A 25,657-nucleotide genomic window follows, 5' to 3' on the forward strand; every position below is an offset into this window, starting at 1 on the left:
TCTGTTCATTTTGAAACTCTTTTCACACGCGTAAATAACTAAACCCTCAACTTCAGTTAAACTAATTCAGTTCACCTTGCGCGAAAAGAATGTAAGCGCTGCGCGCTTGTCATAAACCTTTCGTACTATACTTGCGCAAAAGAAGCGCACTCACTGCGTTCGCTGTCGCTAATTTTGCACCATATTTGAACTTTTATTGAATAATAAAATTAAATAACTCGGTCATCTGTGTGTATGCTTAACTTATATATCTAGAGGTTGCTATACACTAAGGGTATACGCACTCAAAAATATGGAACATTTAGATGAAATACAGCAAACTGAAGTTTCTCTTTAGCTTAGCTTTATGCTTTGTAACACACTCTCAGGCATTTGAAGTTATAGTCAAAGACAAAGCAGGCAACCCTTTGACTAATGCTGTGGTGTGGCTTGAGGGCGACTTATATAAGCCTAAAGCAGAACAAGCTGCTGATATGTTTAGTATGGGGCAAAAAAATAGAGCTTTTACGCCACATATCTTGGTTGTACCAACTGGCGCTAAAATAGAATTTCCTAACTTCGACTCTATCTTGCATCATGTTTACTCCTTTTCGAAGCCAAATCCATTTGAATTAAAATTATATAAAGAAACGCCTAAATCAGAGATTGTCTTCGAAAATAATGGTGTTGTTGAGTTAGGGTGTAACATTCATGACTGGATGTTAGGCTATATATTGGTTATCGATTCTGGCTACTACGCACTGACGGACAAGCAAGGTCGAGCAAATATTGCATTATCTCCCTCTCAAATTGGTAAAGCACAATTACATGTTTGGCATGAACGTTTTGAGAAGCTAGAGGCAAGTGAGCAAGTAGAAGTACAGCTGAGTTCTCATTCTCAAAAAGAAACCTATAAAGTAAAGCAATCTCTTATGGAAGCTTTCGACTTTGCAGTGGATGAAAGTGATGGTTATGAATAAAGTTATTTCTGGACTGCTAGGTTTAAGTTTTTCTTCGGTTACTGTTGCAAGCAGTATTCAAACAAAGTTTGAGGGGAAGATCGACGCAAGTTATGACTCGGGCTCCGACTCCGTGAGCTGGTTAGATAAGGGCTGGGGTACAACTCGATTTGGTAAACACGATGATAAACTCTCAATATCTCGTGCAGTTTTAACAGGTCGAATAGATTTTGCAAATAGTTGGTCCCTCTTTGGTGTGGCACAATATGTTCCAAGTCCAAAAGCCGCTTTAGGCTTTACCGAAGCCTATCTTCAGTATCAACCGATTGCTAAGCGGTATCAAGTATCAGTTAAAACTGGTGCTTTTTATCCAAAAATGTCTCTTGAAAACACGGGGTTTGCATGGTCATCACCTTATACATATAACTATTCGGCTTTGAATGCTTGGTTAGGTGAAGAAGTTAGAGCCATTGGCTCTGAATTAACAATAAAGCGCCCAGCTAGAAGGTTTAGAAGCAAGTACGATGTAAGTTTTCATACAGCTATTTTCAAAGGAAATGATCCTGCAGGAACCTTGATTGCTTGGCGAGGTTTACTTCCTCATGACAGACAAACACATTTAAATGAACGAATAGGTTTTGCATCTCTGTATTCATTGCAGAAGCCACAGCTTGCAAAACAATGGCAGTACTCAGATCCGTTTCATGAAATAGATGGTCGCTTTGGTTTTTATGCAGGTGTTCATTTAGACTATTTGAGAAAGCATAGCCTTAGAGTTTACTGGTATGACAATAATGGTGACCCTGCAGCGATAAATGAAGGAATTGGTCAATATGCTTGGGATACCAGCTTCTTATCAGTAGCTTGGAAAAGTAAGCTTTCCAGTCAAACACATCTTTTGATGCAAGCAATGTCAGGCTCAACGACAATGGGCCCAGGTAGAGGTGTTGATAATGATTTTCGTAGCTGGTTCGTTTTATTTAGCCATAAATGGACAACATATCGATTCTCGGCTCGCTTTGAAAAGTCTGAGGTTGCTGATAAGGATCATTGGGTATTTGATCCGAATGCCAGTGACAACCAAGCGCTCACGTTACATATCAATCGTTCTATAAATGATAATTTGAAGCTTGGTATAGAGTGGTTATATTCAGATAGTTGGTTGAGTTATCGATATAAAAGTGGATTACCACTAAATGTAACTGATAAAGTTTGGCGCGTTGCGCTAAGTTATAAGTTTTAATTTTAAAGGAAGCACGGAATACTTATCTAATTAAGTATTCCGTGCTTTTTATTAGTCTTTAAATGACTTGTGGCAATCCTTACAGCCTTTAGCCCAATTTCTAAATGCAGGGCCGATTTCTTTTTTATCCCCTGATTGAGCTGCTACAGCAAGTGCCTTAGCATACTTTGCAAATTGTTCCGCTTTTTTGTCAAACGTTGCGCGGTCAGACCAAGTAGCAGGTAAAGCGCCGGTATCGCCTTTTTGTGAATCTGCAGTAAATGCTTCCCATGGCATACTTGAAAGAGCTGCTGCACTATCAGCTCTCTGCTGAAAGCGTTTTGCATCAAAAGGTACTTTACCTTTTAACATGTCACCCATATCGCCAATTTGATAACGAATAAGCTGAAAGGTTGCTTTGCGATATTCAATCGCGTCTTCTGGTTTTTCAAACATAGATTGTGCATTTGCTTGTAAAGAAAATGCACCAACTAAAGCTGCTGCTAAAAGAAGAGTTTTTTTCATGATTTGCCCCAAAAAATTAGAATCCATTCTTTTTACGTAAAACAACTTAAAAACGCAAGTCGAACATGGTGAGTGGTTAAAGATGTTCAAAAATGCTGAAAAGTGCAACCATATTAACTTTATGAACGTTTTGTTTACGTTTATTTACCATTTTATGTCGTTATTTAAGTTTATGAAATATTGAGTTTTTTTGCCCAGCGTTAGTCTCTTTGCTCTACTTGTTACCAGTGTACCTATAAATGTTTTGCTTGGATTAATGTATTGTTGTCACAATGGAAACATTTAAGAAATTGTGTCCACTTACAAAATAAGAATGAAGGGTAGTTATGTCTAATCAATTTATCAAAGCCACAGCTGTTGCATCGGCTGTATCAGGCGTTTTGTTTGCAGCAAATGCATCAGCAATTGATACAAAAGCATTATTGGAGCATCGTCAAAGTTTGCTTCAAAACGAACAAGAATTTAAAGCTGAGCAACTGCATGAAGTAAATGCTTACATGGTTGTTTTGAAAGCAGAAAGTGCGTCTGATTTATTAGATCAAGGTCGATACTCAGTAGCTGCAGCGCAGCAGGCTGCAATTTCGATTGAAGAAGTGCAAGCACAGGTTTTATCAACGCTTTCAAGCTTCGACCCTGGTGCAAAAGTGATCGCCAAGACAAAGATCTTAGCAGCGACTTTGATTGTTGATGCGGATGAGGTTGCACTAGAGTCTCTTAAGAATCACCCATTAGTTGAGAAAATCTTACCTGTACTTGATAACGAAATTCAGGTTGCAGATGTTAACAAATATATTTCAGCTGATATTGTTAATACAGAAAAAGGCTTTACAGGTAGTTCACAATCAGTGGCTGTACTAGATACAGGTATTGATTACACGCACAAAATTTTAGGTGGTGAAGGTACACTTGAAGCTTATAGTGCTGCTGCGGCTGACCAAACTTCAGTAACATGGCCACAGGGCCAAGTTGTTGGCGGTTATGATGCATTTCGAGGTGATGCGGATCCGATTGAAAATGACCCTCGTTTTGATGCAACAACTGGCACACCAAATGCGACTAACCATGGTACTAACGTGGCGCACTCGGTAACGGGTATTGCACCAGGTGTTGAACTATACGCTTACACTGTGTGTGGTGATAGAACGCAAAACTGTTCAGGTGCAGCACAAATCTTAGCACTTGAAAAAGCAATGGATCCAAATGGTGATGGCAACATCAGTGACCGCGTTGACGTTATTAACATGTCACTAGGTGGTGATTATGGTTCAACGCATACGCAAAGTGGCACGCAATACCTAATTCACAAAGCGGTTAAACTAGGTACTAACTTGGTTATTTCTGCAGGTAACGATGCTGATCACCCATTCATCGTTGGTGGTCCAAGTACAACACCAAATGCCCTTTCAGTTGGTGCAATGACTCACCCTGTTGAGCAGATTGTGACTTCAAAAAGGGAAGCGTCGTTAAACGGTAGTGCTGTGGCATTTGGAACAGCATCATTTGGTGAGCAAGGACCGCTAAGCTTCACAAGTGAAGGTAAAGAATTTATCTACCCTGACGCAAACCAAGAAGCATGTGTTGAATTTGCTGAAGGTACAGATTTTACTGGTAAAGTTGTACTGGTAGATCGTGGTGGTTGTGGTTTCTCTGACAAAGTACTTAACGCTCAAAAAGCGGGTGCAAGTTTTGTTATTGTTGTAAATAACAAGGCAAATGACGGTGCATTCGGTATGGCTGCATCACCAGGTGCGGAAGCAGTTACTATCCGTTCGTTCATGCTATCACTTGAAGATGGTCAAGTCGTTAAAGATGCGATTGCAAATGGTCGAGCTTTTGACCTGACTGTTGATATTGAAGAAACAAATATTGCAGGTAATGCAGTAGCTGGTTTCTCATCTCGTGGTCCTTCAATGGATGGCTTATTAAAGCCAGAAATTACAGCTCCAGGCTCTGAAATTGTACTTGCAAAACCAGGTTCAGTTGAAAGTGATCCAGCTGCGATTGGCACATCAACAATGAAAAACTCAGGTACTTCATTCTCTGGCCCTATCGTTGCAGGTGCAGTAGCGCTGGTACGTGATGCACGTCCATACATGAATGCTGAAGAAGTAAAAGCAGTACTAATGAATACCGCCGACCTAAACGTTTACGAAGAAGCGTTAGCGCTAAATGAAGACGCTAAGTTAGCGCCAATCAGCCGAATTGGTGCGGGTCTAGTAGATGTAAATAAAGCAATTGAATCTCCTGTTGCTGCGTGGGTACATCATGCAGACTTTGATACCAACCAAGCTGCACTTTCATTTGGTTTACTATCAGTATCTGAATCATCATCTTACACAAAGACAGTACAAGTGAAGAACTTCTCTTCAGAAGCGAAAACTTACAGCCTTCGCGCTGAAGCTCGTTATGCAGATGATAGTGAAACAGGCGCATTCTCTTGGGACCTTCCTGAAGAAATTACTGTGCCAGCTGGTCAAACAATTTCTTTTGATGCAACTTTGAATATCGACCCTATGAAGTTAAAAGAGTGGGCATTCGACAGTACAACAATGAGAAGATTATCGTCTGAGACAGATGCTGAGTTTGCAACTCGCCGTGATGCTGAATATCAACAACGACGTGATGCTTTAACAGCAATTGAGTATGATGGTGCAATTGTATTTAATGACATCTCATCTAGCGAAGATCATGATCTACATTTAGTATTCCATGCGATGCCTAAAGCATTAGAAACGCTTGAAATGAAGTATGAATTCGTTGAAGGTGAAAAGCAGTTAGTTGTATATAATACGAGCGCACATGATATCGAACTAAATGCTGATAATTTAATTGCATCAGAAGACCCTGAGCATTCGTTGGCGATGGATATTATCTCTACATCGATGAACGTTTACGGTGGCATTGCGAGCTGTCCTGACGGTGGCCGTGCAATTACAGCAACAATGCAGCTACGTGATCCAGTGCAGCATCTAAGAAAAGGTGACTATGGTATCCACTTTGATATCAATAACGATGGTATGGATGACTGGGTATTCTATAACTTCACTGACTTTAACAGCAGAGGCACTGGTGTAACTGGTAGTATGAGAGGTGTTTCAGGAGCGGTGAACCCTGATGGCTCAATCAGCTGGCGTTATTATGTTGATATCCACCATGAAGTGGGTTCAGACACCATCACTTACTCATCATGTGACTTCTTTGTTGGGTTTGGTGACCAAACTGTTGATGTTAATGGTACGCCAACAGTTGTAAGCCCTGTAGGTCAAAATATTCGCGTAACCGCAACGGTTGGTCCTGACAACGGTTATTCTTTAGGCGGCCCACTATTAACAACTGATACTTTGGAAGGTACTGTTACTTATCAATCTTCACGTGTTTCAATGGAAGATATGGAAGGTGAAGACGTTAATAAAATTGTTGCCGGTGGTAAAGTAACTATTCAAAGTGATAGTCCATTTGTATTAAGTCGAACAGATTTACAAAAAGCAGTTGTTGTTGTTGAGCAAGCTGTGCTTGATGAGCAAAGCAGAGTTACACCTCTTGTAATCGATGCGATGTCTTTTGATGTCAGTGAAGATGCTGAAAATGGTACTGTGATTGGTCAGCTTTCATTGGTTGAGCAAGAAGATGCATTAGAGCTGTCAGAGTACTTTGTTCGCAGTCAGTCTAACGAAGGTATTAATATCACTAAAGATGGTGAAATTGTTGTAGCAAATAGCGCATTCTTAGATTATGACCAAGGCGTTACTGAGGTTGAGTTGAAAGTAGTTGCCATTGATGTTGCAGGTAACGTTTCAGAAGAAACTTCAATTTATATTAACGTTCAGAATGTTGCCGATACAGTTGCTGAGCAAACGCCTATGATTGCAGCTGAACAAATTTTTGAAGTAAATGAAAATGCAGCTATGGATACTGTTGTTGGTCAACTTGTTGTAATGGACCAAGACGATAACATTGAAAGCTTTGAAGTATCAGGCTCAGACGTTTTTGCTATCGAAGCTGATGGCTCTATCGTTGTGAAAGGCGAAGTTGATTTTGACCAAGCCGCTGAAGTGATGCTTGAAGTAGTTGCAGTTGATGCCGATGGTAACAAGTCTGAAAGCGTAAGTGTTAAGATTGTTATCAATGAAGATATGTCCGAGAATGTGCCAGTTATTGCTCCAAATCAAGTTTTCACTGCTTTTGAAAGTGCAGAAGTAGGCAGCACTATTGGGGTGTTAAGTTTTGCTGATAGTGATAACGACATTGTTGAGTTTAAAGTCTCTGGTACAGCTATGGTAAATGTCGATGTAGAAGGTAACATTGTTGTTGCAGCTGAATTTGATTATGAGTTTGATAAAAAAATTACGTTCACTGTAATAGCTATTGATGCTAGAGGTAACGAGTCAGTAGCAGTACCTGTTGATATTCGTGTAATGCAAGAACATGTTCCAAACATTGAACCTAATCAGGTGTTTACTGTTTTTGAGAGCGCAGAAGTTGGTAGTTCTGTAGGTCAGTTAAGCTTTGTTGATAGCGATAATGATATCGTTGAGTTCGAAGTTACTGATACAGCATTAGTTAATGTTGACTCTGAGGGGCGTATAATAGTAGCAGAGTCGTTTGACTATGAATTTAATAAAACGATTACATTCTCAGTCATTGCAATCGATGCAAGAGGAAACAAGTCTGCTGCAGTACCTGTTGATATTCGCGTAATGCAAGAACATGTTCCAAACATTGAACCTAATCAGGTGTTTACTGTTTTTGAGAGCGCAGAAGTTGGTAGTTCTGTAGGTCAGTTAAGCTTTGTTGATAGCGATAATGATATCGTTGAGTTCGAAGTTACTGATACAGCATTAGTTAATGTTGACTCTGAGGGGCGTATAATAGTAGCAGAGTCGTTTGACTATGAATTTAATAAAACGATTACATTCTCAGTCATTGCAATCGATGCAAGAGGAAACAAGTCTGCTGCAGTACCTGTTGATATTCGCGTAATGCAAGAGCATGTTCCAAGCATTGAGCCAAATCAGGTTTTTACAATACTTGAAAATGTAAGAGTAGGTTATCAAGTCGGTCAATTACAGTTCTTAGACAGTGATAATGATGTGGTTAGCTTTGAAGTCTCTGGTACAGCTTTGCTAGAGGTTGATGAGCAAGGTAATATCTTAACTACGTCAGCTCTAGACTATGAATATGATCGTAAGATTACTTTCACAGTAACCGCGGTTGATGCGCACGGTAACCGTTCTGATGCTGAAACAGTTGAAGTTAGAGTAAACAAAGTTGAGCCTGTAGATGTCTCTAGTGGCTCAAGTGGTTCACTAGCTTGGTTAGCACTACTAGCAGCACCATTTGCAGCACTTCGTCGCCGTAAGCAGAAGTAATGTGAATAGATTAGCTGCTTGAATCTCAGCTAATTACTAAAAAACCCAGTCTTTAATTTGACTGGGTTTTTTTATTGTATTTTTAAACTCGCAAACTCGCAAACTCGCAAACTCGCAAACTCACAAACTCACAAACTCACAAACTCACAAACTCACAAACTCACAAACTCACAAACTCACAAACTCACAAACTCGCAAACTCGCAAACTCACAAACTCACAAACTCGTTATTGAATATCTTTAAAAATCATGCCTCTGCGCATACTGCGTGTTGCTAAAAATACTTCTGCAAGCAGCGCTAAAAATGCGCCAATCAATAAAATCATCGCACCGATAAAACAACTCGAAATAGTGACACTTAACGGCATAGTGTATAGGTGCGAGATAAACATCATCATAACTACGGCGCAGACGAGTAGGGCGCTGAGTACACTCATACTAAAAGCGATGTGAATGCAGCGGGAGCGTTTTAATAACGCGCGCATTTCTTGCGTTAGAGAAGATGCTAGGGAGTCGTCTTGGTTGTTATTAAGTTTTCTATCTAACAGTCTTGCTCTGTCGGTAATACGCGCTAAACGGTTAGATAAAACCCCAAGCGTTGCGGCAATACCTGTAATTAAGAAAACCGGCGCAACCGCAGTTTGAATAACTTTAGCAATTGTTAGAATGTGAACTGGATCTTGTGACATATAACCTCTTTATTGAGAGCGTTTAGTGTAAATCAGCTATTGGCTATTTGACGCTTTTAACTCATTACCAAATGACTTTCTCAATAACATTGGCTTGTTCGCCAATCAGTGTTTTCACTACTTTATTCTGTTCGTCTAATAAGATTAGGCGTGGAATGCCTTTATTTGCGTAGTGCTGATAAATGGCGCGTTCTGGGTCGGCAATTAGGGCAAAAGGTAACTCAAATTCTTGATTGAACTTAGCCATTGATTCAGGGCTTTCTTCGCGACCAATACCGATAATTTGTATATCCTGATTGGTAATAAGCGGTGATGCTTTTAGCTCACGCAGCGTGCGTTTTGAGTCAGAGCACCAAGTTGCAAATAAGATAACCAATTTCTTTTTATCATTTAAGGTGACTGGTTTACCGTTAATATCGCTAAAACTAGTGTGTTTAAAATCATCACCTTGTACCACGTAGGTTTCATAACCCTTAGGGTGAGGCTCAATGCTTTGTGTTGCGGCGCAGCCGTTTAAGGTCAGCGCAATAGATGCAATGAGTACGCTCTTTTTAAAGTATTTGAACATCAGGTTTAAATCCTTGTTGTTATTTTATTCTCAGCATAGTTACTCGGTTTTCACGCTTACATTAACCGCTATTTGATAGGATAATGCAACGCTATATGTGATGACATGAACGCTTTATTGAATGTGGATTTATCTTAGTCTGTTTGCCTCGGCATTTTTATCAGCCACGCTGTTGCCCGGTTCGTCTGAAGTGGTGCTTTCTGGGCTGGTGGTCAAACAGCAAGGCTTGCTTTGGTTGCTTTGGTTATCAGCGACCGTGGGTAATGTATTGGGCAGTTGTGTCAATTATTGGCTGGGCTTAAAAATGATGGCGTTTCAAGACAGGCGCTGGTTCCCGATTAATGCAGAGCAAATAGCGAAAGGCCAACGGGTGTTTGATAAATATGGCGTGTATAGCTTGCTGTTTGCTTGGCTGCCAGTAGTCGGCGATCCACTAACATTATTGGGTGGGGTTTTTAAAGTTAGGCCTTCATTATTTGTGTTACTGGTGAGTATCGGTAAAGCGTTGCGTTATGGCTTTATTATTGCGGTCGCATTGGGAATAGAGCGGCTGATATAGCCGCACTTAAATTGAATAACTGTTAGCTTTTACGCCAATCTAATGTCAAAGAGACCGAATCTGCAAAGCGCAAAGCATGGGGTTTATCGACACGCACTTTTGCATAAGTGACTGATTCATGTTCGTGACAGATCTCTAAAATGTCAGCAACCAGTTTTTCAAGTAGTAAAAAGTGGCCAGTTTCGACTTGGCTTATTACCGCTTTGGTGATGGTTTTATAGTTCAGCGCATGCTCAACAATATCACCGTTGATACAGGCGCTATCAGCGGGGTAATGAATTTCTATATTCAGTACCACATCTTGTTTTTTCTCACGCTCTTCTTGGTTAAAACCAATATAAGTGCGCAGCCTTAAATTGGTGATATTAATAATCGCGTTTTGCATTCACTGCTCCTTAGTTTTTTACTAGCTGTAAAAACTCATTGCGGGTTTTAGGGTCGTGTCTAAAGTTACCCAGCATCACTGAAGTACGCATTTTTGAGTTTTGTTTTTCAACGCCGCGCATCATCATGCACATGTGTTTTGCTTCAACAATGACACCGACGCCTTTTGCGCCCGTTACTTCTTCAACTGCTTTGGCGATTTGATGAGTAAGCTGCTCTTGAATTTGAAAGCGACGCGCGAACATATCAACAATGCGTGCAAACTTAGATAGGCCGAGCACTTTGCCATCAGGAATATAAGCAATATGGCACTTACCTACAAAGGGTAGTAAGTGGTGCTCACACATAGAATAAAGCTCGATATCTTGAATCAGCACCATGTCATCGGCATCTGAGCTAAACACGGCATTATTGGTTATCTCATCTAAAGTCTCACGATAGCCTTTGGTTAGAAACTCCATTGCTTTGGCGGCGCGTTTTGGGGTGTCTAACAAACCTTCACGCTCTGGGTTTTCACCTACCGCAGTTAAGATTTCGTGATAACTTTTCTTTAAATCGTCATGCATACTCTGTCTCTTTATTTTAAGTGGCGTCCGCCATCAACTGCTAGGGTGCGGCCTGTGATGTAGTTACTGCTTAATAATAGCTCAACGCTATTGATGATCTCACGGCAGCCAGGCTCGATGCCCATCAAGGATTTTTTCAATGTTTTTGCTTTATACGCGTCGTCATCGTGTTCATTAAAAATGATCAAACTCGGCGCGATTGAGTTTACTTTAACACGCGGTGCAAACTTCGCAGAGAAAGACTTAGTTAAGTTGTCTAAAGCTGCTTTGCTTGCAGCATAAGCAATATGTTTCGGGCTGCCTGTCTCAACAACGTAATCGGTTAGGTGAATAATATCGGTAATGTCGTCAGAGTTTTGTAACAGCGTGCCCAGTGCCATGTTCAATAAGTAAGGCACTTTGGCATGAATGTGCATCATGCGGTCAAATAAGTTGGCATAGTCGTCACAACTGGCTTCACAATCCCAGCTTGATGCGTTGTGGATCACAGCGCGAAGGCTGGGAGCGATCGAAGTTACTTGATTGACCAACTCGGTAACGGCATCGGGCTTATCGAAATCGCATTGAATACAAGTAACGCCTTGTGCTTCGAGTTTATCAATACATGCGTGACGGGTGCGATAAGTCATTATTACGGGTTGGGCTTGAGCAACAAAGTGTTCTGTGAGTGCTAAGCCAATGCGCTGGGCGCCACCGGTAATAAGTATGGGTGCTGTCATATAAGCCCTATCTTGATTGTTAAAGTTTTTCTATTTAACCAGTGTATACGCTTTTTTTATTTTGATCGATCAAGCGCTTGCGTCAACTTAGATTAACGCTCCTAAAAATGTGAACTTAAAGTATACAACTTGGGTATAATTGACAGCGTTGTCTACGGAGGTCGGATGTTAGCAAGAGTTACGCAAAAGTCAGTTTGGCCGTTTTGGTTTACTGCCGGAGTTTATGCCACCTTGTTATTGTTACAAGGCGCAAAGCCTGCGTTGATGCAGGTTTATCAAGAATTTGAGATTGCTTTAACTATGGCGTTAGGGTCTTTTGTAGCAGGTGGCACAGCCTTGGGAGGTGGTGCGGTAGCATTTCCGATCATGACCAAGGTACTTGATATTGAACCGGCCACAGCTAAAGTGTTTTCTTTGGCGATACAAAGCTTTGGCATGACCGCGGCGAGCTTAACCATTATCTGTCGAGGCATTCCTTATTATCGCAATGTGGTGCTGCTTGCCCTGCCAATGGCATCACTGGGTGTGATTTTAAGTTTACTGTATGTTGCCCAGGTTGTGCCTAGGTTGTGGGTTAAGTCGGTATTTAGTGTGTTGTTGCTGTGCTTTGCCGTGACCATGCTGGTTAGATGGTGGCGTAAGGCTCACCATGAGCAAAGTATTGATGACATTCACCCTCATCCACAGCGCTTAATGCTGGTGGCCTTTATTGGCGGACTTGCCAGTGGCTTGGTGGGCTCAGGGGCTGATATCGCCTTATTTGCGCTGTTATTGCTTTGCTATAAAGCCGATGTGAAAAAAGCGACGGCGACATCGGTTTTAGTGATGGCATTTACCTCAGTGATCGGCAGTCTTATTAATGTGGTTTATTTACAGCAGATCACGCCAGAAATTCATAGCTACTTACTTGCTGCTATTCCTGTGGTGGTAATAGGTGCACCACTTGGGGCATATGTATGTGCAAAAGTAAAAGTGGGTTATGTGGTAATGTTTTTGCTGAGTTTAATCGTGCTCGAGGCGGGTATGACAGGTTATGAGCTAGTTAGCTCATAACCTAATTTTCTTTATTGCCTAAAAAAACGAACTTACCTGAGCTCAGGTTACTTATACTGCGTCGTAAACGGTAGGAATAGGCTGGCGCTTATGCTGCGTGCGTAGGTAAATCGCAATCAGCTTGTCAGCCACTTCAGCGTCTACGTCTTTACCTTCCAAGAAGTCATCAATTTGCTCGTAGCTCAAACCTAACGCGTCTTCGTCTTTTAGACCTGGCTTATCACATTCAAGATCGGCTGTCGGTGCTTTTTCTACTAAAGCAGCTGGTGCGCCAAGCTTGCTGGCTAATGCGCGAACTTGGCGCTTAGATAGACCAAATAAAGGCGCAAGGTCACAGGCACCGTCACCAAATTTAGTATAAAAACCAGTGATGTTTTCAGCGCTGTGATCAGTACCAACCACTAAACCTTGCGTAAGACCGGCAATCTCATATTGCGCAACCATACGCTGACGTGCTTTCACATTCCCTTTTACAAAGTCCACATGGCTGTCACTAGGTAAAGCGGTATCGCTATCAGACATGGCTAGTAGAGCTTGAGCATGCAGTGCATCTGCTGCATCTTTAATATTCACAGTTAGACGTTTGCTTGGCTTGATAAACTCAAGAGCTAATTGCGCTTCGTCTTCATCCGCTTGCACACCATAAGGTAAGCGCATCGCAATAAACTGATACTCAGTGGTGTTTAACTCGTTATTAAGCTCGTCAACGGCAAGCTGACATAAGCGACCACAAGTTGAAGAATCTACGCCACCACTAATACCCAATACCAGCGACTTACAATGTGCACTGACAAGACGTTGTTTGATGAAGTTAATGCGACGGGTGATTTCAAAGTCGACGTCGATGTTAGGCTGAACGCGCATTTCGGCTAAAATGGCTTGGCGCATGATGATTCCTCTGTGAGTTCTGGTTTATTGAGTGCAAGCTCTATTATGTTGTGATATTTGCTGAATTTAAAGGGCTATTTCTTACATTTAAAGTCCTAAATGCTGTTTTATCTTGGCTAATTCTTGCTTAAGTTGCTGCACTTCTTCTAATAAGCTATTTAGGTCTGACTCAGCCAATGGCTCAGCCCCTGCACTGGCCAGCTCAGCTTCTGTGCTCGATATAAACAGGTGTTGATAACGACTTTCGCGTTTACCCGGCTGTCTTGGTAGTTGCTGAACAAGACTTTGCTGTTGGAGATCTTGTAATACTTGTTCAACCTCACTGACCTGAGCAAAGTTCGCTAGGCGATTGGTACGACTGCGAAGTTCACCGGGAGTTTGTGGGCCACGTAAGAGTAAGACACACACAACCGCGAGTTGTTGTTCACTAAACTGTAAATCACCGAACTCGGTATTGCAGAAACGATGGCGGTATTTGTCGACTCGACCCGAAACAGCTTCATCTCGAACCACTATTCTTTTAGCAATTAAACCATCAACGGTATCTAAGACTTCAGCTTCGCTTAACTCTAAAACCGGCTCACGATTCGATTTTTGATTGCAACCCGTCGTCAGAGAATTTAAAGATAGAGGATATTGGTCTGGGGTAGTGATTTCTTTTTCTAGCAACACACCAATAATACGTTGTTCAATTTGATTCAATTCCATCGCCAAGCTCCTTAATTAGGCTATTTCTCAAATGTACGTTAAGGCGAATTAATATACCAGTAATACCTTGCCACAAAATAGATCACTTAATTAAGAGGATTGGTATAAGAATAGATAAAGAATTGATTTAGTTGGTTATCAGAGAGGAACAAGATTGAAAAGCTGGGTGTAACATGAACATAATGCAGTTTCGCTGACACAATAGCGTCACTTATTTATGGCTAGTATAAAAATAATAAAGCACAAGGAGACACCGCAATGTTAAGTTGGCTCAAGCGTGGATTATCTGGGTTGTTGATCCTCATTTTAATTCTTACCGCAGGCTTATATGGCTTGCTATCGCTCAGCCTACCGGCATTAGACGGTAAAGGCACTTCTGATGCCATTTCAAAGCCCGTTACACTGGCAAGAGACACATTAGGGCAAGCGGTGATCACTGCGAAAACCCGCCAAGATGCCGCCTATGCATTGGGGTTTGCTCATGGTCAAGACCGCTTCTTCCAAATGGATTTATTACGGCGTAACGCTGCGGGAGAGTTAAGTGAGTTATTTGGTAAAGGCGCGCTCGAGCTTGATAAGAAAATGCGCTTTCATCAGTTACGTGCTCGCAGCCAAGAAATTCTTAAGTTATTACCCGAAACCGATCAGCAACTACTGGCAACTTACACGCAAGGGGTTAACGAAGGTAGAACTCAGGCAGGCATCGCAAGCTTTGAATATCTATTAAGTGGTGCGGAGGCAAAGCCTTGGTTAAGCGAAGATAGCTTACTGGTGATTTTTAGCATGTATCTCGACTTACAAGCTGGCACCTATTTTAGAGATGAAGCATTAATTCATTTAGATAAGCTGTACGGTGAGCAAATGCGCGAGTTCATCTTGCAGCCGAGCCAGTATCAGGCGGCACTCGATGGCTCAAAGCTGCCACAAGGGCGAGTTGCCATTCCAGAGCCAATCAGTCGTGAAGCAATATCACAAGTAACCCATATCAAAGAGCAAGACCATTACGGCAGTAACAACTGGGCGGTAACTGGCGCGTTAACCAAAACCGGAAAAGCCATGCTGTCAGATGACATGCATTTGGGTTTGAATGTGCCGTCAATTTGGTATCGTGCACAATTAAATTATCGCCACCAAGGCGAAAAATACCAGGTGACAGGGGTGACGCTACCGGGCGCGCCAGCCGTTGTTGTCGGTAGTAATGATCATATTGCATGGGGGTTCACCAACGGTTATTTAGATACCGCGGATTGGATAGCCCTAACAGCGCAAGATAAAACATGGCAAGTAAATGAGCGCATTGCATTACCAAACGGTGAGCATGCGGTGTATGAGCTGACCATGTCTAATTACGGCCCAGTAAAAGAAATCCAAGGTGAGCAATATGCATTGAGTTGGGTGGCACACCAGTCTTATGCAGTAAACCTAGAGTTACTAAGGTTTGAGCGCACGAAATCGGTTGAAGAAGCATTAGCACTGGCGCCGCATGTGGGTATTCCAGTTCAAAATTTAATGGTGGTAGACGACAAAGGCAATGCTGCATGGAAACCAATGGGCGCTGTGCCAGCGCGCACAAATCCGGCAGACATTGCACAATCCAGTGAGCACTACGCCAAGCTTTGGCAATTTAATGAAGTACAGCGTCCACAAGTGGTGAATCCACAAAGCGGTAAACTTTGGACCGGTAATTCTCGAGTGGTCTCGGCTGTTGCTCATCAACGCTTTGGTGATGGCGGTTATGCTTTGGGGGCACGTTCAGCACAGATCAGAGATCGATTATTAGAGAAGTCACAATTTAGCGAAAAAGATTTTTATGCCATTCAGCTCGATAATGAAGCGCGCTTCTTAACGCCATGGCATAAGCAATTATCGGCGCTATTACGACAAGACACCGAAACCCAGTTTAAGTATCAAATCGACTTAAGCTGGCTAGATGATTGGCAGCAGTGCGCTTGCGCAGAATCAGTGGGTTACACCTTAGTGCGCTATTATCGTGACAGCCTCATTGATACCGTGTTTGTGTCGGTTGAGCGCAACATGAAAAAGTCAGGCAGCAGCTTAAGCGCACTGAAAAATTATTTAGAGCCGGCACTTTGGCAATTGATCAATGCCCAACCTGAATCTTGGTTACATGGCCATGATAATTGGCAAGCGTTGCAACTGGCAGCTTACGAACAAGCAAAGCAAAAATTGGCCGCAGAGTTTGGTCCAAATATGGCTGCTTGGAAATGGGGTGAAGTGAATGCATTACAAATTCAACATCCGTTTAGCAAGCAACTGCCAATATTGAGCCATTTCTTAAACATGCCCAAATACGACGGCTTTGGCGATAGCTATATGCCAGCGGTACAACGTCCTGAGTTTGGCGCGTCACAACGTTTTATTGTGCAACCCGGTGAGTTAGAAAAAGCCATTATGACCGTGGCTGGTGGACAAAGTGGTCACCCACTTTCACCTTTCTATCGCAGTGGCTTTGATGAGTATGCAGAAGGCGATAATACGCCGTTATTTCCACAAGTTTTAACCCACGAAATCACGTTCACACCACAGCCATAAACAGTGAGGGGTTATATTTTTATCACTTTATTGTGTTATAAATAGGCACAGTACTGGACGAAAATTAAAAAAGGTGAAGCATGGAACACAATAACTTACCTGACATCAGCACAAACTTTTTTAAGAAAAAGGGCTTGTTTGGTGGTGCTGCGGCGGCAATCGGTTTGCTGATTGTTGCGAATGGTGCGTTTTATACCGTTGACGAAGGGCATGTGGGTATTATCAAACGCTTTGGTGAAGCCACCGAGCAAGTTAACCCGGGTCTGCACACTAAGGTACCCATTGTCGATAGTGTTGAGATGTTGGAGATCCGTACACGCAAAAATGTCGAGAAATTACGTGCCGCGACTCATGAACAAATGCCAGTAACCGCAGAGGTATCAATTAACTGGACGGTGATCCGTGCAGAAGCGTTCGACTTATTTAAAAGTTATGGTGGCTTAACGCAATTTGAGAACCGTATTCTCGACCCTAAACTTCGTTCAGCAACGAAAGATGCTTTGGCAAGATATAAGGCCGAAGAGCTTATTCAAAATCGCTCTCAGGTCATTGCTCGTATCGAAGAGTTATTACTGGAAGAAATGAAAGACTATCCGGTGAAATTAGACTCAGCGCAAATTGAAAATTTAGAGCTTCCGCAAAAGTACATTCAGTCTATCGAAACCAAGCAGACAGAAAAGAACCTTGCTGCAGCCGAAAAGCACCGTTTAGAGCGCCAAAAGTTAGAAGCACAGCGTGAAGTTAATACGGCACTGGCACAACGTGATGCGGCCAAGGCAAAAGCAGACGGCCAAGCATACGCAATTAAAGTAGAAGCCCAAGCCGAAGCTGAAGCCATTAAATTAAAAGGTTTAGCAGAAGCCGAGGCGATACTGAAAAAAGCAGAAGCGATTAAGAATAACGCAACCCTAGTTGACTATATGCGTGCTCAGCAATGGAATGGGCAAATGCCAACAACCATGATGGGCGAAGGGCAAAGCGTACTTTGGAATATGAATAAGAAGAACTAACTTTTTGTTATTAACAAAGCAGTTTGGTTAGGTCATCATCACTAATATGGCTGCAACAGCTATTAAGCCTAGCCCGAGTCCATCACGTTTCTTTACCGGTTCTTTTAACCAGAAAATAGACAGCAAAATGGTAAAAAACACTTCAACTTGCCCAAGTGTTTTCACATAAGCAACGTGTTGTAAGCTCATGGCACTAAACCAACCAATTGAGCCAATACAGCTAGTAAAACTGATCGCACAAGTCAGCGGTTTATGGCTGAGTAAAGTGCGCCAAGTGTGTGATTCTTTAATGCTGATATACGCCGATAGCATCACAGTCTGGGTGAGTAATACAAAGAGTAATACCCAAGCGGCACTGTGTGGAAAAGGTAACCCTGATGCGATACTCGCTTCTCGTACCCAAAGAGAAGTAAGGGCAAATGCGGTGCCCGAGGCTAAGCCAATCAGTGCCGTTTTTGGATTGAGTTTTTTTAAGGTGAAACCGCTCAGAAGTAGCACTGCTAGACCACCGATTGCAACACCCAACCAGCCTAATAACGATAACGTAGATCCAAAAAACAACATGCCCAAAATAGCGGCGACTAAGGCTTCACTTTTGGCAAGCCCTGCGCCGACGGCGTAATTATTTTGCTTAAAGAGCACCACCATGAGCGCAGTAGCGGCAATTTGCATAATGCTTGCTGCAAATACATAAAATAAAAAGCTGCTATTTGGAGATAGTGCTTCAGCAGGCTGCCATTGGTAAAGGCCGAATAAATAGAGTGCAGCGAGTGGGCTGGCGAGTAAAAAGCGGGCGAGGGTGACACCTGCGACACTCGCATGGTTACTCAGCTTGCTTTGCAAGGCATTACGCCATGCTTGCGAGAAGGCGGCTAACAGTGTGAAAGCGATCCAGGTCATTGTTATTTTTAATCTTGTGTAAAAGCTCACTCTAACAAATACCCAGCAGTGAGGCGATGATAAATAGGTCTCACAAAATGGTGAAGGCGTTTGTTACATACCTGCGACAATCTGTCGCAGTGTGTTTTTCATTATTGCGCGTATACTCGGTATCAGATGCTACAAAATAATTCGCCACCTGCTTTTTGGGTGGCTTTTTTTTGTCTACAGTTTTGTGCTAGCGTGTTGTTTTGAATTAAGAATATTTTGACTATGAATATTGTCAGTTTGGAGTAAATAAAATGACCACGCTACTGATTTGCGCTTTTATCGCCATGTTACTGCCTTATTTGGCAAAAGCGCCTGTTGCTATCGCGATGAATCGATTAGGCGGTTACGATAATCGACACCCAAGAGCACAACAAACGCAGCTTACCGGCTTTGGAGCTCGTGCTTTGGCTGCCCATCAAAATAGCTTTGAAGCATTAACGGTATTTGCCGTCGCATTAGCTGTGGTGTTGGGCACAAATACCATAAACGAGACTACACAAACCTTGGCTGTCACCCACATTATTGCCCGTGTTGCTTATTGCGTATGTTATTACCTTGATTGGCATATTGCCCGTTCATCCGTGTGGCTGGTAGGGTTAGTCAGTGCCTTAGCGATGGTCGTGGTGTGCTTTTAAAAAGCCACTACATTAATTCACCTAAGGTGATGGCTTGGTAGGTGTTTTCGCTGACTTCATTTGGGTTTAATACATAGTTGGCAATGCGCACTCGGTATAAATCTATCACCTTATAACCACAATATTTGGCCATTTTTCTGATCTGTCGATTTAGCCCTTGCTTGAGAATGATTTTAAAGCGGGTCTCATCCACCAGAGAAACTTCACAAGGCAGAGTGATTTGGCCATCAACAGGCACGCCTACAGCCATTTTTGCACAGAAGCCGCCATCAAGGGGTTTATCGACTTCGACTAGGTATTCTTTTTCTTGATGATGATCTGGATGGATCAACTGGTGGCACAATTCGCCATCGTTTGTTAGCAGTAACAAACCTCTTGAGTCTTTGTCTAAGCGACCAATTGGGTAGACTCGCTCACCTTGTGGTAAGTGATGAATAAGGCTGCTTGGATCTTCAGGCTTTAGCTTACAGTCTATCCCAACAGGTTTATGGTAAGCGTAGAGCACCTTTTTGGCTGGGCCTTCAATTTTCACTCCCCGCACAATAATCTCATCAAGTTCATCAACGTGGTCTATGTGGTTTGCAGGTCGACCATTCACCATCACCTCGCCTAAATCAATTAAACGGGAAGCCTGACGACGGGAGCAAACTCCCGCATGACCAATATATTTTGCAAGCCGTATTTTAGACATGAAGCTATTTATTCAGTTCTATGTGCACGAATAATCTCAGCGATCGCTTTAGCAAACCCGCGCTCATAGTGAATACCCATAGCTTTTAAACGTTTATTTTCAAGAGCACAGTTATATGGGCGAGGAGTACCATCGTTGGGTTGACCCAATGGCTCCAATAAACTGCGGTCATAGCCAAGTGCATCGGCCATTAAGCATGCCATTTGGTACTTAGTCATTTTCTGAGTGCCAGAAATATGAAAAATACCACCTAATTTGTCAGCTTGCTGAATTAAGTCGCGAATACTCATGGCAATATCGGCTACGTGAGTTGGGTAGCGGATCGCCCAGTTGTCGTGACTTGAAGGTGCTGTGGCATTGAGTTGTTGTGCAAGTGTGGTGACTGCTGACTCGCCTAAATGCGTGACATCACCGTATAGAACCGGCACGCGGATCACGCTGTGGGTTTTCGCAACCGCTAACACAGCTTGTTCTGCCTGTTGCTTGCTTTGTCCATACAGGTTTAGAGGATTCGGTGCGGCATTTTCTAAATAGGGGGCATCTTGGCCGTCGAACACATAGTCGGTACTGATTAAAATCAATTTGGCACCGATGGCTTCACACTGTTCAGCTAAAAATTGTGAAGCGGCGACATTCAGGGCAATGGCTTGCTCTGGCTTGTTGCTGCAAATATCTGGGTTGCGCTCAGCGGCGGCATGGATCACGACTTGTGGCTTATGCTCAATTAAGCTGTTTGCAACCGCTTGCTGGTCATGCAAATCTAATTTGATGATGTTGCCTTCAGCACGGCTAAAGCCTGTGCCAATGACATCAAAATGTGGGCTTAACTCAGCAAGTAAGGCGCGGCCAAGCAGTCCTGTCGCACCTGTGATCATAATCTTATTGGCGTGTGTCACTGTTTGCTCCATAAATAATCCCTGTGTGTTGTTATTGTTTATTTTGTTAAAAGCGCTAACTGCATAATGTCAGTTATTTCAATATCAGCAAGCCCTTTATAGTTGTATATACAATCTTGGTTATCGAGCCAAACACTATAACAGCCTGCATTATTCGCCCCCTGTACATCGGTATCAAGGCTATCGCCAATATGCAGAATATCACTTGGGCTAACTTCTAACAGCGAGCAGGCTTTATCAAATAAGGCGCGACTCGGTTTAGCTTCACCGTGAGGACCGGCCTGTAATACCAAATCAAATTCGCCTTTTAAGTTAAATTTGTCGACTTCAACGTTACCGTTGGTAATGGCAATAAGGGTATATTTCTCACGTAATTGCGCTAGTAACTCAAGCACATCATCGCTAACCACAATATGGCTGCGCGCATCGGCGAATGCCTTGTATGCTGCGTTTGCATATTCTTGTGCTTGTCTGTCAGAAAAACCTAATTGTGCAAAGCCATACCTTAATGCAACCTGACGCCATTTCGTCACATCACTCTGAAGTTCAGGCTGTGTTTTACCAATATGGTTGCGACACTCACGCCAGTAGTTTGGCCCTTTAGCATGCCACTGTTCAATTGTGGCAAGATAATCAAACTGTGCCTGTAGCGCAGCTTTGATTATCGGATGATTGTTATAAAGGGTGTCGTCTAAGTCAAAGCTTAAAACTTTAACGGGCGTGATAGCTCGGTTGAATCGCATTAAATGGCTCCTTTAAGGTTATGCGCATTATACGTAAATAAGTGGTTATTTGGATTTTTTCGCTCTTGGGTGTGCTTTGTCGTATACCTTAGCAAGATGTTGAAAATCGACATGAGTATAGACTTGGGTTGCTGATAAACTGCTGTGCCCGAGCATCTCTTGCACGGCGCGCAGATCACCACTTGATTCAAGCATATGACTAGCAAAAGAGTGACGCAGTTTGTGCGGGTGAACAGGGGTACTAATGCCTTGTTTTAGGCCCCATTCTTTCATACGCTCATGTACGTGACGGGTGGAGATACGGCGTTTTTGTTTACTCACAAACAAGGCTGGGTCGCCTTCAATGGCAAATTGTGGGCGCAGCTTTAACCATGCCTCTAATGCAGCGAGGGCTTTACTGCCAACGGGGACAACGCGCTCTTTACTGCCTTTACCCAGTACCCGAATTTCCCCTTCGCGAATATCATTTAAGTTGGCATTCACTAGCTCACTAACACGCAAACCACTTGAATACATTAACTCCATCATGGCTTTGTCACGTACTGCGAGAGCATCGTCTTCAGGTAATTCTAATAACTGCGCCATTTGGTCGACATCGAGATTTTTTGGCAATGGTTTTTGAAACTTAGGGCCTTTAATGCCTTCGCCTGGGTTGATTAAAGTCTGGTGGTGTTGATGTTTGGCTTTTAAAAACTTATACAGACTGCGAATGCAGCTAAGCTTCAAATTAATACTACGAGGATTGTACTGCTTGCTGCGTAGTTGCATGCTAAAACGGCGAATATGGTCGGGGGATACACCTAGCCAATCATGGCTGTCTTGCTGAAAGACCAAAGCGGCTTGTATAAGTTGACGTTTATACTGTCCTAAAGTGTGTTCTGAGTATTGCTTTTCATGACGTAAATAAGCCATAAATGCATCGATTGGTTGTGAAAATTCCTCTTTAAGCTCACTTTGAGAGGCATTGAACTGACTATTCACAATGGGCTATCCAAGTGCTGCGATTCTCAGTTTTAAGCCCGCTAAAAACTCTTGCATCAACAAGTCGTCGTTATTTGGGCAAAAATGCGCAGGGTTGTCACTGGCAAAAGCCAGTACCGCTTCACTGTCGTCAAGTTGATACAGTGCCACAGAGCCAGTGCTCGGGGCTTTTTCCCAGACGCTATCTAACTGCTTTGGCGTGCGACCTAAATATTGGGTTTTATCTTCAAGTGTGGTGTTTAGTGCTTGGGTTACTTGCTCGGGCTGAAAGAGCAGCTCTGTCGCTGAAATATTGGGTGTATTGGCAAACGCTGTTTGAATCACTTTGGAGATTTCATTCAATGAGCTAGCTTGCCAAATCTGTCGCTGGCAATCGCTCAGTGTTTTGAATATCTGTTCATTGCTGTGTGCAATTTTAGCCATCCCAGAGAGCTGTTGTTTTAATGCTTGGTTTTGCTCTCTTAATAAACGCAGCTGTTGCAAGGCTAAATTCGGTAAGCCTTGGCTTTTGCTGAACAGCTCTAACTCGAGTAACACATAAGGGTGATGCTGAAAAAAGTCGGGGTTGCGTTTTAAGTAGTCGCAGACTTGTTGTTCTTGATCTGTTTGCTTCATGTTAATTACTCCGACTTTTTATTGTGAGCGCGCTAAACCTTATTTCTTAAAGAGAAATTTGCCCATCGAATACGTGCTCGGCAGGACCAGTCATACGCACTGGGTTACCTTCACCTTGCCAACGTATTTGTAATGAACCGCCAGGTAAATCTACGCGCACTGTGCTGGCTAATTTCTTTTGCATTATACCCACAGCCACAGCAGCACAAGCACCGCTGCCACAAGCGAGTGTTTCGGCAGCGCCGCGCTCCCAGACTCTCAGTTTAATGTGTTCAGGGTTGATGATCTGCATAAAGCCCACATTGGCACGCTCAGGAAAGCGTTCGTGGTTTTCAAGTAATGGCCCTAAGGTCTCGACTTCAGCGGTATTCACGTCGTCGACTTCTAATACACAATGGGGGTTGCCCATAGACACTACGCCACAAAAAACCGTGCTTTCACCGGCGCGAAGAATATAAGTGAGCTCTGGCTTTTTTGCTTTAAATGGCACGCTGCTCGGCGCGAAGTGCGGGTTGCCCATGTTCACCGTCACTTGGCCATCTTTTTCAGTATACAGGGCAATGTTGCCGCCCTTAGTAGAGACTGCGACCTTATGTTTGTTGGTGAGACCCTTCATGCGCACAAAGCGTGCAAAACAGCGTGCGCCATTGCCACATTGTTCCACTTCGGTGCCATCAGAATTAAAAATACGATAATGAAAATCGAGATCGGGTGAATAAGGCGCTTCAACCATAAGTAGTTGATCAAAACCCACACCGAAATTGCGGTCAGCGAGTTTCTTGATTTGGTCGCGTGATAAAAATACATTTTGAGTGACGTTATCAACGACCATAAAGTCATTACCCAAACCGTGCATTTTAGAAAAATTTACAAACATAATGTCTTAATGTAACTCCAAGCTGCTACTACTTTGCCATGGCAATTATCAAAAGCCCAGTGATATCCACTGGGCTTGGTGCGGGAATGCGCTTATTTATGGCAGCAATTGCTCGCCTTGCCAAAGCGAAGTGAGCGTCTCGCGTTGGCGAACCAAATGACTCTCGTCGCCATCTACCATGACTTCAGCCGCACGAGGGCGCGAGTTGTAGTTTGAGCTCATGGTAAAGCCATAGGCACCGGCACTGCGCTGTGCAAGTAAATCGCCTGCTTGAATGGCAAGGGGTCTATCTTTACCTAAGAAATCACCGGTTTCACACACAGGGCCCACCACGTCATAATTTTGTGTTGGGGTGCCATCCGCGCGCGGCGCAACAGCAATGATGTTTTGCCATGCTTGATATAAAGACGGACGTAGCATGTCGTTCATACCCGCATCAACAATCGCGAAGTGTTTGTCTTTAGTCGGTTTAATATACTCAACTTTGGTCACTAGAATACCGGCATTGGCAGCAATAGCACGCCCCGGCTCAAAAACGAGTTCTAGATGTGGGTAGTTTACTAATTTCGCTTTTACTTCTGCGGCATAGGCACTTGGGTGAGGTGGCTTTTCACTGTCGTAAGGCACGCCTAGACCACCACCAATATCTAAATGTTCAAGTTCGATACCTGCGGTTTTCAATTTATCGACTAAGGCTAAAACTTTGTCTAGTGCGGCTAAGAATGGCGCGACTTCGGTCAGCTGCGAGCCAATATGAAAATCAACACCAACCACTTCAATGCCTGGTAGTGCGTAGGCCTTTTGATAAATATCGAAGGCCTGATTGATGTCGATGCCAAACTTGTTTTCTTTTAAACCGGTAGAAATATAAGGATGGGTTTTCGCATCAATATCTGGATTCACACGAATAGACACGCGTGCAGTTTTATTTAGTTCGCTGGCAACATGACTGATACGTTCAAGCTCGGCTTCAGATTCAACGTTAAAACATTTGATGTTTTGTACTAAAGCAAAAGCAATTTCTTGTGCAGTTTTTGCAACACCAGAGAAAACCACTTTGCTGGCATCACCGCCGGCTTGCAGAACCCGCGCAAGCTCGCCTTGCGAGACAATATCAAAGCCAGCACCTTGTTTGGTTAAGACATTTAACACAGCCAGATTCGAGTTTGCTTTAACTGCATAGCAGACTAAATGCGGATGACCGTCAGCGGCATCAGTAAATGCATGATAGTGACGCTCTAGGGTTTTGCGAGAATAGACATAACAGGGGGTACCGTATTGCTCGGCGATATCAGCCACCGAAACCCCTTCAGCAAACAGCTGATTATTTTTGTATTCGAAAAAATCCATCTTACTTTTCCTCTTGCTGTTGTTTCTGTTGGTCTTGCTTTGGTTGTTTACTCGCAGGTGTTTGGTTATCTTGTTGCTGTTGCTCTGGTAAATAGAGCACGCCACTTTGGCCACAACCAGTCACGAATAAGCTGGTAAAGATGACCAAAAATAATAAGCTTGTGAATGAGGGGTTCGCTTTCATTAGA

Annotated in this window: 25 protein-coding genes; 8 read left to right on the forward strand and 17 right to left on the reverse strand. The window is 43.0% G+C overall.

Translation table 11 applies throughout. The features are described 5' to 3' along the window. Positions 1-305: 305 nt before the first annotated feature. Together AAEU28_RS20180 and AAEU28_RS20185 are read left to right on the forward strand one after the other, a co-directional pair. Positions 306-959: a methylamine utilization protein gene (locus AAEU28_RS20180; RefSeq protein WP_421965701.1), complete on the forward strand. Its 654-nt coding sequence runs from the start codon at positions 306-308 to the stop codon at positions 957-959. Beyond that, positions 952-2,181, forward strand: a complete 1,230-nt coding sequence (locus AAEU28_RS20185) for a hypothetical protein (RefSeq protein ID WP_421965702.1) — start codon at positions 952-954, stop codon at positions 2,179-2,181. The genes AAEU28_RS20180 and AAEU28_RS20185 overlap by 8 nt, the downstream gene beginning before the upstream one ends. A 51-nt stretch (positions 2,182-2,232) precedes the next feature. On the opposite strand, the gene AAEU28_RS20190 is transcribed toward AAEU28_RS20185, so the two are convergent. Further along, positions 2,233-2,685, reverse strand: a complete 453-nt coding sequence (locus AAEU28_RS20190) for a c-type cytochrome (protein WP_421965703.1) — start codon at positions 2,683-2,685, stop codon at positions 2,233-2,235. 326 nt (positions 2,686-3,011) lie between these two features. On the opposite strand from AAEU28_RS20190, the gene AAEU28_RS20195 reads away from it, so the two are divergent. Further along, a complete protein-coding gene (locus AAEU28_RS20195; protein ID WP_421965704.1) occupies positions 3,012-8,054 on the forward strand; it encodes a S8 family serine peptidase in 5,043 nt (1,680 codons plus the stop codon). 227 nt (positions 8,055-8,281) lie between these two features. Here the strand turns inward: AAEU28_RS20195 and AAEU28_RS20200 are convergent, their stop codons facing one another. Continuing rightward, positions 8,282-8,743 (reverse strand): DUF2721 domain-containing protein, encoded by a 462-nt coding sequence (locus AAEU28_RS20200; RefSeq protein WP_421965705.1) that lies wholly within the window; start codon positions 8,741-8,743, stop codon positions 8,282-8,284. Positions 8,744-8,807: 64 nt separating this feature from the next. Continuing rightward, positions 8,808-9,311 carry a TlpA family protein disulfide reductase gene (locus tag AAEU28_RS20205; RefSeq protein WP_421965706.1) on the reverse strand — a complete coding sequence of 168 codons (504 nt, stop codon included), beginning with the start codon at positions 9,309-9,311 and terminating at the stop codon, positions 8,808-8,810. 121 nt (positions 9,312-9,432) lie between these two features. Here AAEU28_RS20205 and AAEU28_RS20210 point away from each other — a divergent pair, with 121 nt between their 5' ends. Continuing rightward, a complete protein-coding gene (locus AAEU28_RS20210) occupies positions 9,433-9,870 on the forward strand; it encodes a YqaA family protein (RefSeq protein WP_421965707.1) in 438 nt (145 codons plus the stop codon). A gap of 22 nt (positions 9,871-9,892) precedes the next feature. Here AAEU28_RS20210 and folX read toward each other — a convergent pair whose 3' ends face one another. Genes folX through folM form a run of 3 tightly spaced genes read right to left on the reverse strand, consistent with a single transcriptional unit; the run spans position 9,893 to position 11,539 of the window. After that, positions 9,893-10,255 carry a dihydroneopterin triphosphate 2'-epimerase gene (gene folX, locus AAEU28_RS20215; RefSeq protein ID WP_349285316.1) on the reverse strand — a complete coding sequence of 121 codons (363 nt, stop codon included), beginning with the start codon at positions 10,253-10,255 and terminating at the stop codon, positions 9,893-9,895. Positions 10,256-10,265: 10 nt separating this feature from the next. Continuing rightward, complete coding sequence (gene folE, locus AAEU28_RS20220) at positions 10,266-10,820, reverse strand: GTP cyclohydrolase I FolE (protein WP_421965708.1); 555 nt, start codon at positions 10,818-10,820, stop codon at positions 10,266-10,268. A gap of 11 nt (positions 10,821-10,831) precedes the next feature. Then, the gene (gene folM, locus AAEU28_RS20225) at positions 10,832-11,539 is read right to left on the reverse strand and encodes a dihydromonapterin reductase (protein WP_421965709.1); all 708 of its coding nucleotides are present in this window, start codon (positions 11,537-11,539) and stop codon (positions 10,832-10,834) included. A 165-nt stretch (positions 11,540-11,704) separates the two neighbouring features. Here folM and AAEU28_RS20230 point away from each other — a divergent pair, with 165 nt between their 5' ends. After that, a complete protein-coding gene (locus AAEU28_RS20230; RefSeq protein WP_421965710.1) occupies positions 11,705-12,592 on the forward strand; it encodes a sulfite exporter TauE/SafE family protein in 888 nt (295 codons plus the stop codon). A 51-nt stretch (positions 12,593-12,643) separates the two neighbouring features. Here the strand turns inward: AAEU28_RS20230 and nadE are convergent, their stop codons facing one another. Together nadE and AAEU28_RS20240 are read right to left on the reverse strand one after the other, a co-directional pair. Continuing rightward, positions 12,644-13,480 carry an ammonia-dependent NAD(+) synthetase gene (gene nadE, locus AAEU28_RS20235; RefSeq protein WP_421965711.1) on the reverse strand — a complete coding sequence of 279 codons (837 nt, stop codon included), beginning with the start codon at positions 13,478-13,480 and terminating at the stop codon, positions 12,644-12,646. 87 nt (positions 13,481-13,567) lie between these two features. Continuing rightward, entirely contained in the window at positions 13,568-14,188 is a 621-nt protein-coding gene (locus AAEU28_RS20240) for a YceH family protein (protein WP_421965712.1), read from the reverse strand. Positions 14,189-14,446: 258 nt separating this feature from the next. Between AAEU28_RS20240 and AAEU28_RS20245 the strand changes: the two genes are divergently transcribed. Together AAEU28_RS20245 and AAEU28_RS20250 are read left to right on the forward strand one after the other, a co-directional pair. Continuing rightward, positions 14,447-16,741 carry a penicillin acylase family protein gene (locus AAEU28_RS20245; protein ID WP_421965713.1) on the forward strand — a complete coding sequence of 765 codons (2,295 nt, stop codon included), beginning with the start codon at positions 14,447-14,449 and terminating at the stop codon, positions 16,739-16,741. Positions 16,742-16,821: 80 nt separating this feature from the next. After that, entirely contained in the window at positions 16,822-17,751 is a 930-nt protein-coding gene (locus AAEU28_RS20250; protein ID WP_349285321.1) for an SPFH domain-containing protein, read from the forward strand. Positions 17,752-17,778: 27 nt separating this feature from the next. Here the strand turns inward: AAEU28_RS20250 and AAEU28_RS20255 are convergent, their stop codons facing one another. Beyond that, a complete protein-coding gene (locus tag AAEU28_RS20255) occupies positions 17,779-18,651 on the reverse strand; it encodes an EamA family transporter (protein ID WP_421965714.1) in 873 nt (290 codons plus the stop codon). Between the two features lie 281 nt (positions 18,652-18,932). Here AAEU28_RS20255 and AAEU28_RS20260 point away from each other — a divergent pair, with 281 nt between their 5' ends. Then, positions 18,933-19,316 (forward strand): MAPEG family protein, encoded by a 384-nt coding sequence (locus AAEU28_RS20260; protein WP_404392524.1) that lies wholly within the window; start codon positions 18,933-18,935, stop codon positions 19,314-19,316. A gap of 7 nt (positions 19,317-19,323) precedes the next feature. Here the strand turns inward: AAEU28_RS20260 and AAEU28_RS20265 are convergent, their stop codons facing one another. The 8 genes from AAEU28_RS20265 to lptM form a co-directional block, all read right to left on the reverse strand. Further along, positions 19,324-20,007, reverse strand: a complete 684-nt coding sequence (locus AAEU28_RS20265) for a pseudouridine synthase (protein WP_421965715.1) — start codon at positions 20,005-20,007, stop codon at positions 19,324-19,326. An 8-nt stretch (positions 20,008-20,015) separates the two neighbouring features. Then, entirely contained in the window at positions 20,016-20,915 is a 900-nt protein-coding gene (locus tag AAEU28_RS20270) for a dTDP-4-dehydrorhamnose reductase family protein (protein WP_421965716.1), read from the reverse strand. A 26-nt stretch (positions 20,916-20,941) separates the two neighbouring features. Then, entirely contained in the window at positions 20,942-21,646 is a 705-nt protein-coding gene (locus tag AAEU28_RS20275; protein ID WP_421965717.1) for an HAD-IA family hydrolase, read from the reverse strand. A 45-nt stretch (positions 21,647-21,691) separates the two neighbouring features. Then, complete coding sequence (xerC, locus tag AAEU28_RS20280; protein WP_421965739.1) at positions 21,692-22,558, reverse strand: tyrosine recombinase XerC; 867 nt, start codon at positions 22,556-22,558, stop codon at positions 21,692-21,694. A gap of 75 nt (positions 22,559-22,633) precedes the next feature. Further along, entirely contained in the window at positions 22,634-23,242 is a 609-nt protein-coding gene (locus AAEU28_RS20285) for a DUF484 family protein (RefSeq protein WP_421965718.1), read from the reverse strand. A 46-nt stretch (positions 23,243-23,288) separates the two neighbouring features. Beyond that, positions 23,289-24,119 (reverse strand): diaminopimelate epimerase, encoded by an 831-nt coding sequence (gene dapF, locus AAEU28_RS20290; protein ID WP_421965719.1) that lies wholly within the window; start codon positions 24,117-24,119, stop codon positions 23,289-23,291. A gap of 96 nt (positions 24,120-24,215) precedes the next feature. Next, the gene (lysA, locus tag AAEU28_RS20295) at positions 24,216-25,469 is read right to left on the reverse strand and encodes a diaminopimelate decarboxylase (RefSeq protein WP_421965720.1); all 1,254 of its coding nucleotides are present in this window, start codon (positions 25,467-25,469) and stop codon (positions 24,216-24,218) included. A gap of 1 nt (position 25,470) precedes the next feature. After that, positions 25,471-25,653: an LPS translocon maturation chaperone LptM gene (gene lptM / locus AAEU28_RS20300; protein WP_138568812.1), complete on the reverse strand. Its 183-nt coding sequence runs from the start codon at positions 25,651-25,653 to the stop codon at positions 25,471-25,473. Between the last annotated feature and the right edge of the window lie 4 nt (positions 25,654-25,657).

It is taken from the genome of Pseudoalteromonas sp. SS15 (assembly GCF_049257195.1).
Lineage (GTDB): Bacteria > Pseudomonadota > Gammaproteobacteria > Enterobacterales > Alteromonadaceae > Pseudoalteromonas.

What these genes read in the sequence shown, in the direction of transcription:
- AAEU28_RS20190 (WP_421965703.1), bottom strand. Translation starts at nt 2,685, where the DNA reads ATGAAAAAAACTCTTCTTTTAGCAGCAGCTTTAGTTGGTGCATTTTCT.
- AAEU28_RS20255 (WP_421965714.1), bottom strand. Translation starts at nt 18,651, where the DNA reads ATGACCTGGATCGCTTTCACACTGTTAGCCGCCTTCTCGCAAGCATGG.
- folE (WP_421965708.1), bottom strand. Translation starts at nt 10,820, where the DNA reads ATGCATGACGATTTAAAGAAAAGTTATCACGAAATCTTAACTGCGGTA.
- lptM (WP_138568812.1), bottom strand. Translation starts at nt 25,653, where the DNA reads ATGAAAGCGAACCCCTCATTCACAAGCTTATTATTTTTGGTCATCTTT.
- AAEU28_RS20210 (WP_421965707.1), top strand. Translation starts at nt 9,433, where the DNA reads ATGTGGATTTATCTTAGTCTGTTTGCCTCGGCATTTTTATCAGCCACG.
- AAEU28_RS20195 (WP_421965704.1), top strand. Translation starts at nt 3,012, where the DNA reads ATGTCTAATCAATTTATCAAAGCCACAGCTGTTGCATCGGCTGTATCA.
- AAEU28_RS20275 (WP_421965717.1), bottom strand. Translation starts at nt 21,646, where the DNA reads ATGCGATTCAACCGAGCTATCACGCCCGTTAAAGTTTTAAGCTTTGAC.
- AAEU28_RS20270 (WP_421965716.1), bottom strand. Translation starts at nt 20,915, where the DNA reads ATGGAGCAAACAGTGACACACGCCAATAAGATTATGATCACAGGTGCG.
- AAEU28_RS20250 (WP_349285321.1), top strand. Translation starts at nt 16,822, where the DNA reads ATGGAACACAATAACTTACCTGACATCAGCACAAACTTTTTTAAGAAA.
- AAEU28_RS20260 (WP_404392524.1), top strand. Translation starts at nt 18,933, where the DNA reads ATGACCACGCTACTGATTTGCGCTTTTATCGCCATGTTACTGCCTTAT.
- nadE (WP_421965711.1), bottom strand. Translation starts at nt 13,480, where the DNA reads ATGCGCCAAGCCATTTTAGCCGAAATGCGCGTTCAGCCTAACATCGAC.
- folX (WP_349285316.1), bottom strand. Translation starts at nt 10,255, where the DNA reads ATGCAAAACGCGATTATTAATATCACCAATTTAAGGCTGCGCACTTAT.
- folM (WP_421965709.1), bottom strand. Translation starts at nt 11,539, where the DNA reads ATGACAGCACCCATACTTATTACCGGTGGCGCCCAGCGCATTGGCTTA.
- AAEU28_RS20245 (WP_421965713.1), top strand. Translation starts at nt 14,447, where the DNA reads ATGTTAAGTTGGCTCAAGCGTGGATTATCTGGGTTGTTGATCCTCATT.
- AAEU28_RS20240 (WP_421965712.1), bottom strand. Translation starts at nt 14,188, where the DNA reads ATGGAATTGAATCAAATTGAACAACGTATTATTGGTGTGTTGCTAGAA.
- xerC (WP_421965739.1), bottom strand. Translation starts at nt 22,558, where the DNA reads ATGGCTTATTTACGTCATGAAAAGCAATACTCAGAACACACTTTAGGA.
- AAEU28_RS20180 (WP_421965701.1), top strand. Translation starts at nt 306, where the DNA reads ATGAAATACAGCAAACTGAAGTTTCTCTTTAGCTTAGCTTTATGCTTT.
- lysA (WP_421965720.1), bottom strand. Translation starts at nt 25,469, where the DNA reads ATGGATTTTTTCGAATACAAAAATAATCAGCTGTTTGCTGAAGGGGTT.
- AAEU28_RS20265 (WP_421965715.1), bottom strand. Translation starts at nt 20,007, where the DNA reads ATGTCTAAAATACGGCTTGCAAAATATATTGGTCATGCGGGAGTTTGC.
- dapF (WP_421965719.1), bottom strand. Translation starts at nt 24,119, where the DNA reads ATGTTTGTAAATTTTTCTAAAATGCACGGTTTGGGTAATGACTTTATG.
- AAEU28_RS20185 (WP_421965702.1), top strand. Translation starts at nt 952, where the DNA reads ATGAATAAAGTTATTTCTGGACTGCTAGGTTTAAGTTTTTCTTCGGTT.
- AAEU28_RS20230 (WP_421965710.1), top strand. Translation starts at nt 11,705, where the DNA reads ATGTTAGCAAGAGTTACGCAAAAGTCAGTTTGGCCGTTTTGGTTTACT.
- AAEU28_RS20285 (WP_421965718.1), bottom strand. Translation starts at nt 23,242, where the DNA reads ATGAAGCAAACAGATCAAGAACAACAAGTCTGCGACTACTTAAAACGC.
- AAEU28_RS20205 (WP_421965706.1), bottom strand. Translation starts at nt 9,311, where the DNA reads ATGTTCAAATACTTTAAAAAGAGCGTACTCATTGCATCTATTGCGCTG.
- AAEU28_RS20200 (WP_421965705.1), bottom strand. Translation starts at nt 8,743, where the DNA reads ATGTCACAAGATCCAGTTCACATTCTAACAATTGCTAAAGTTATTCAA.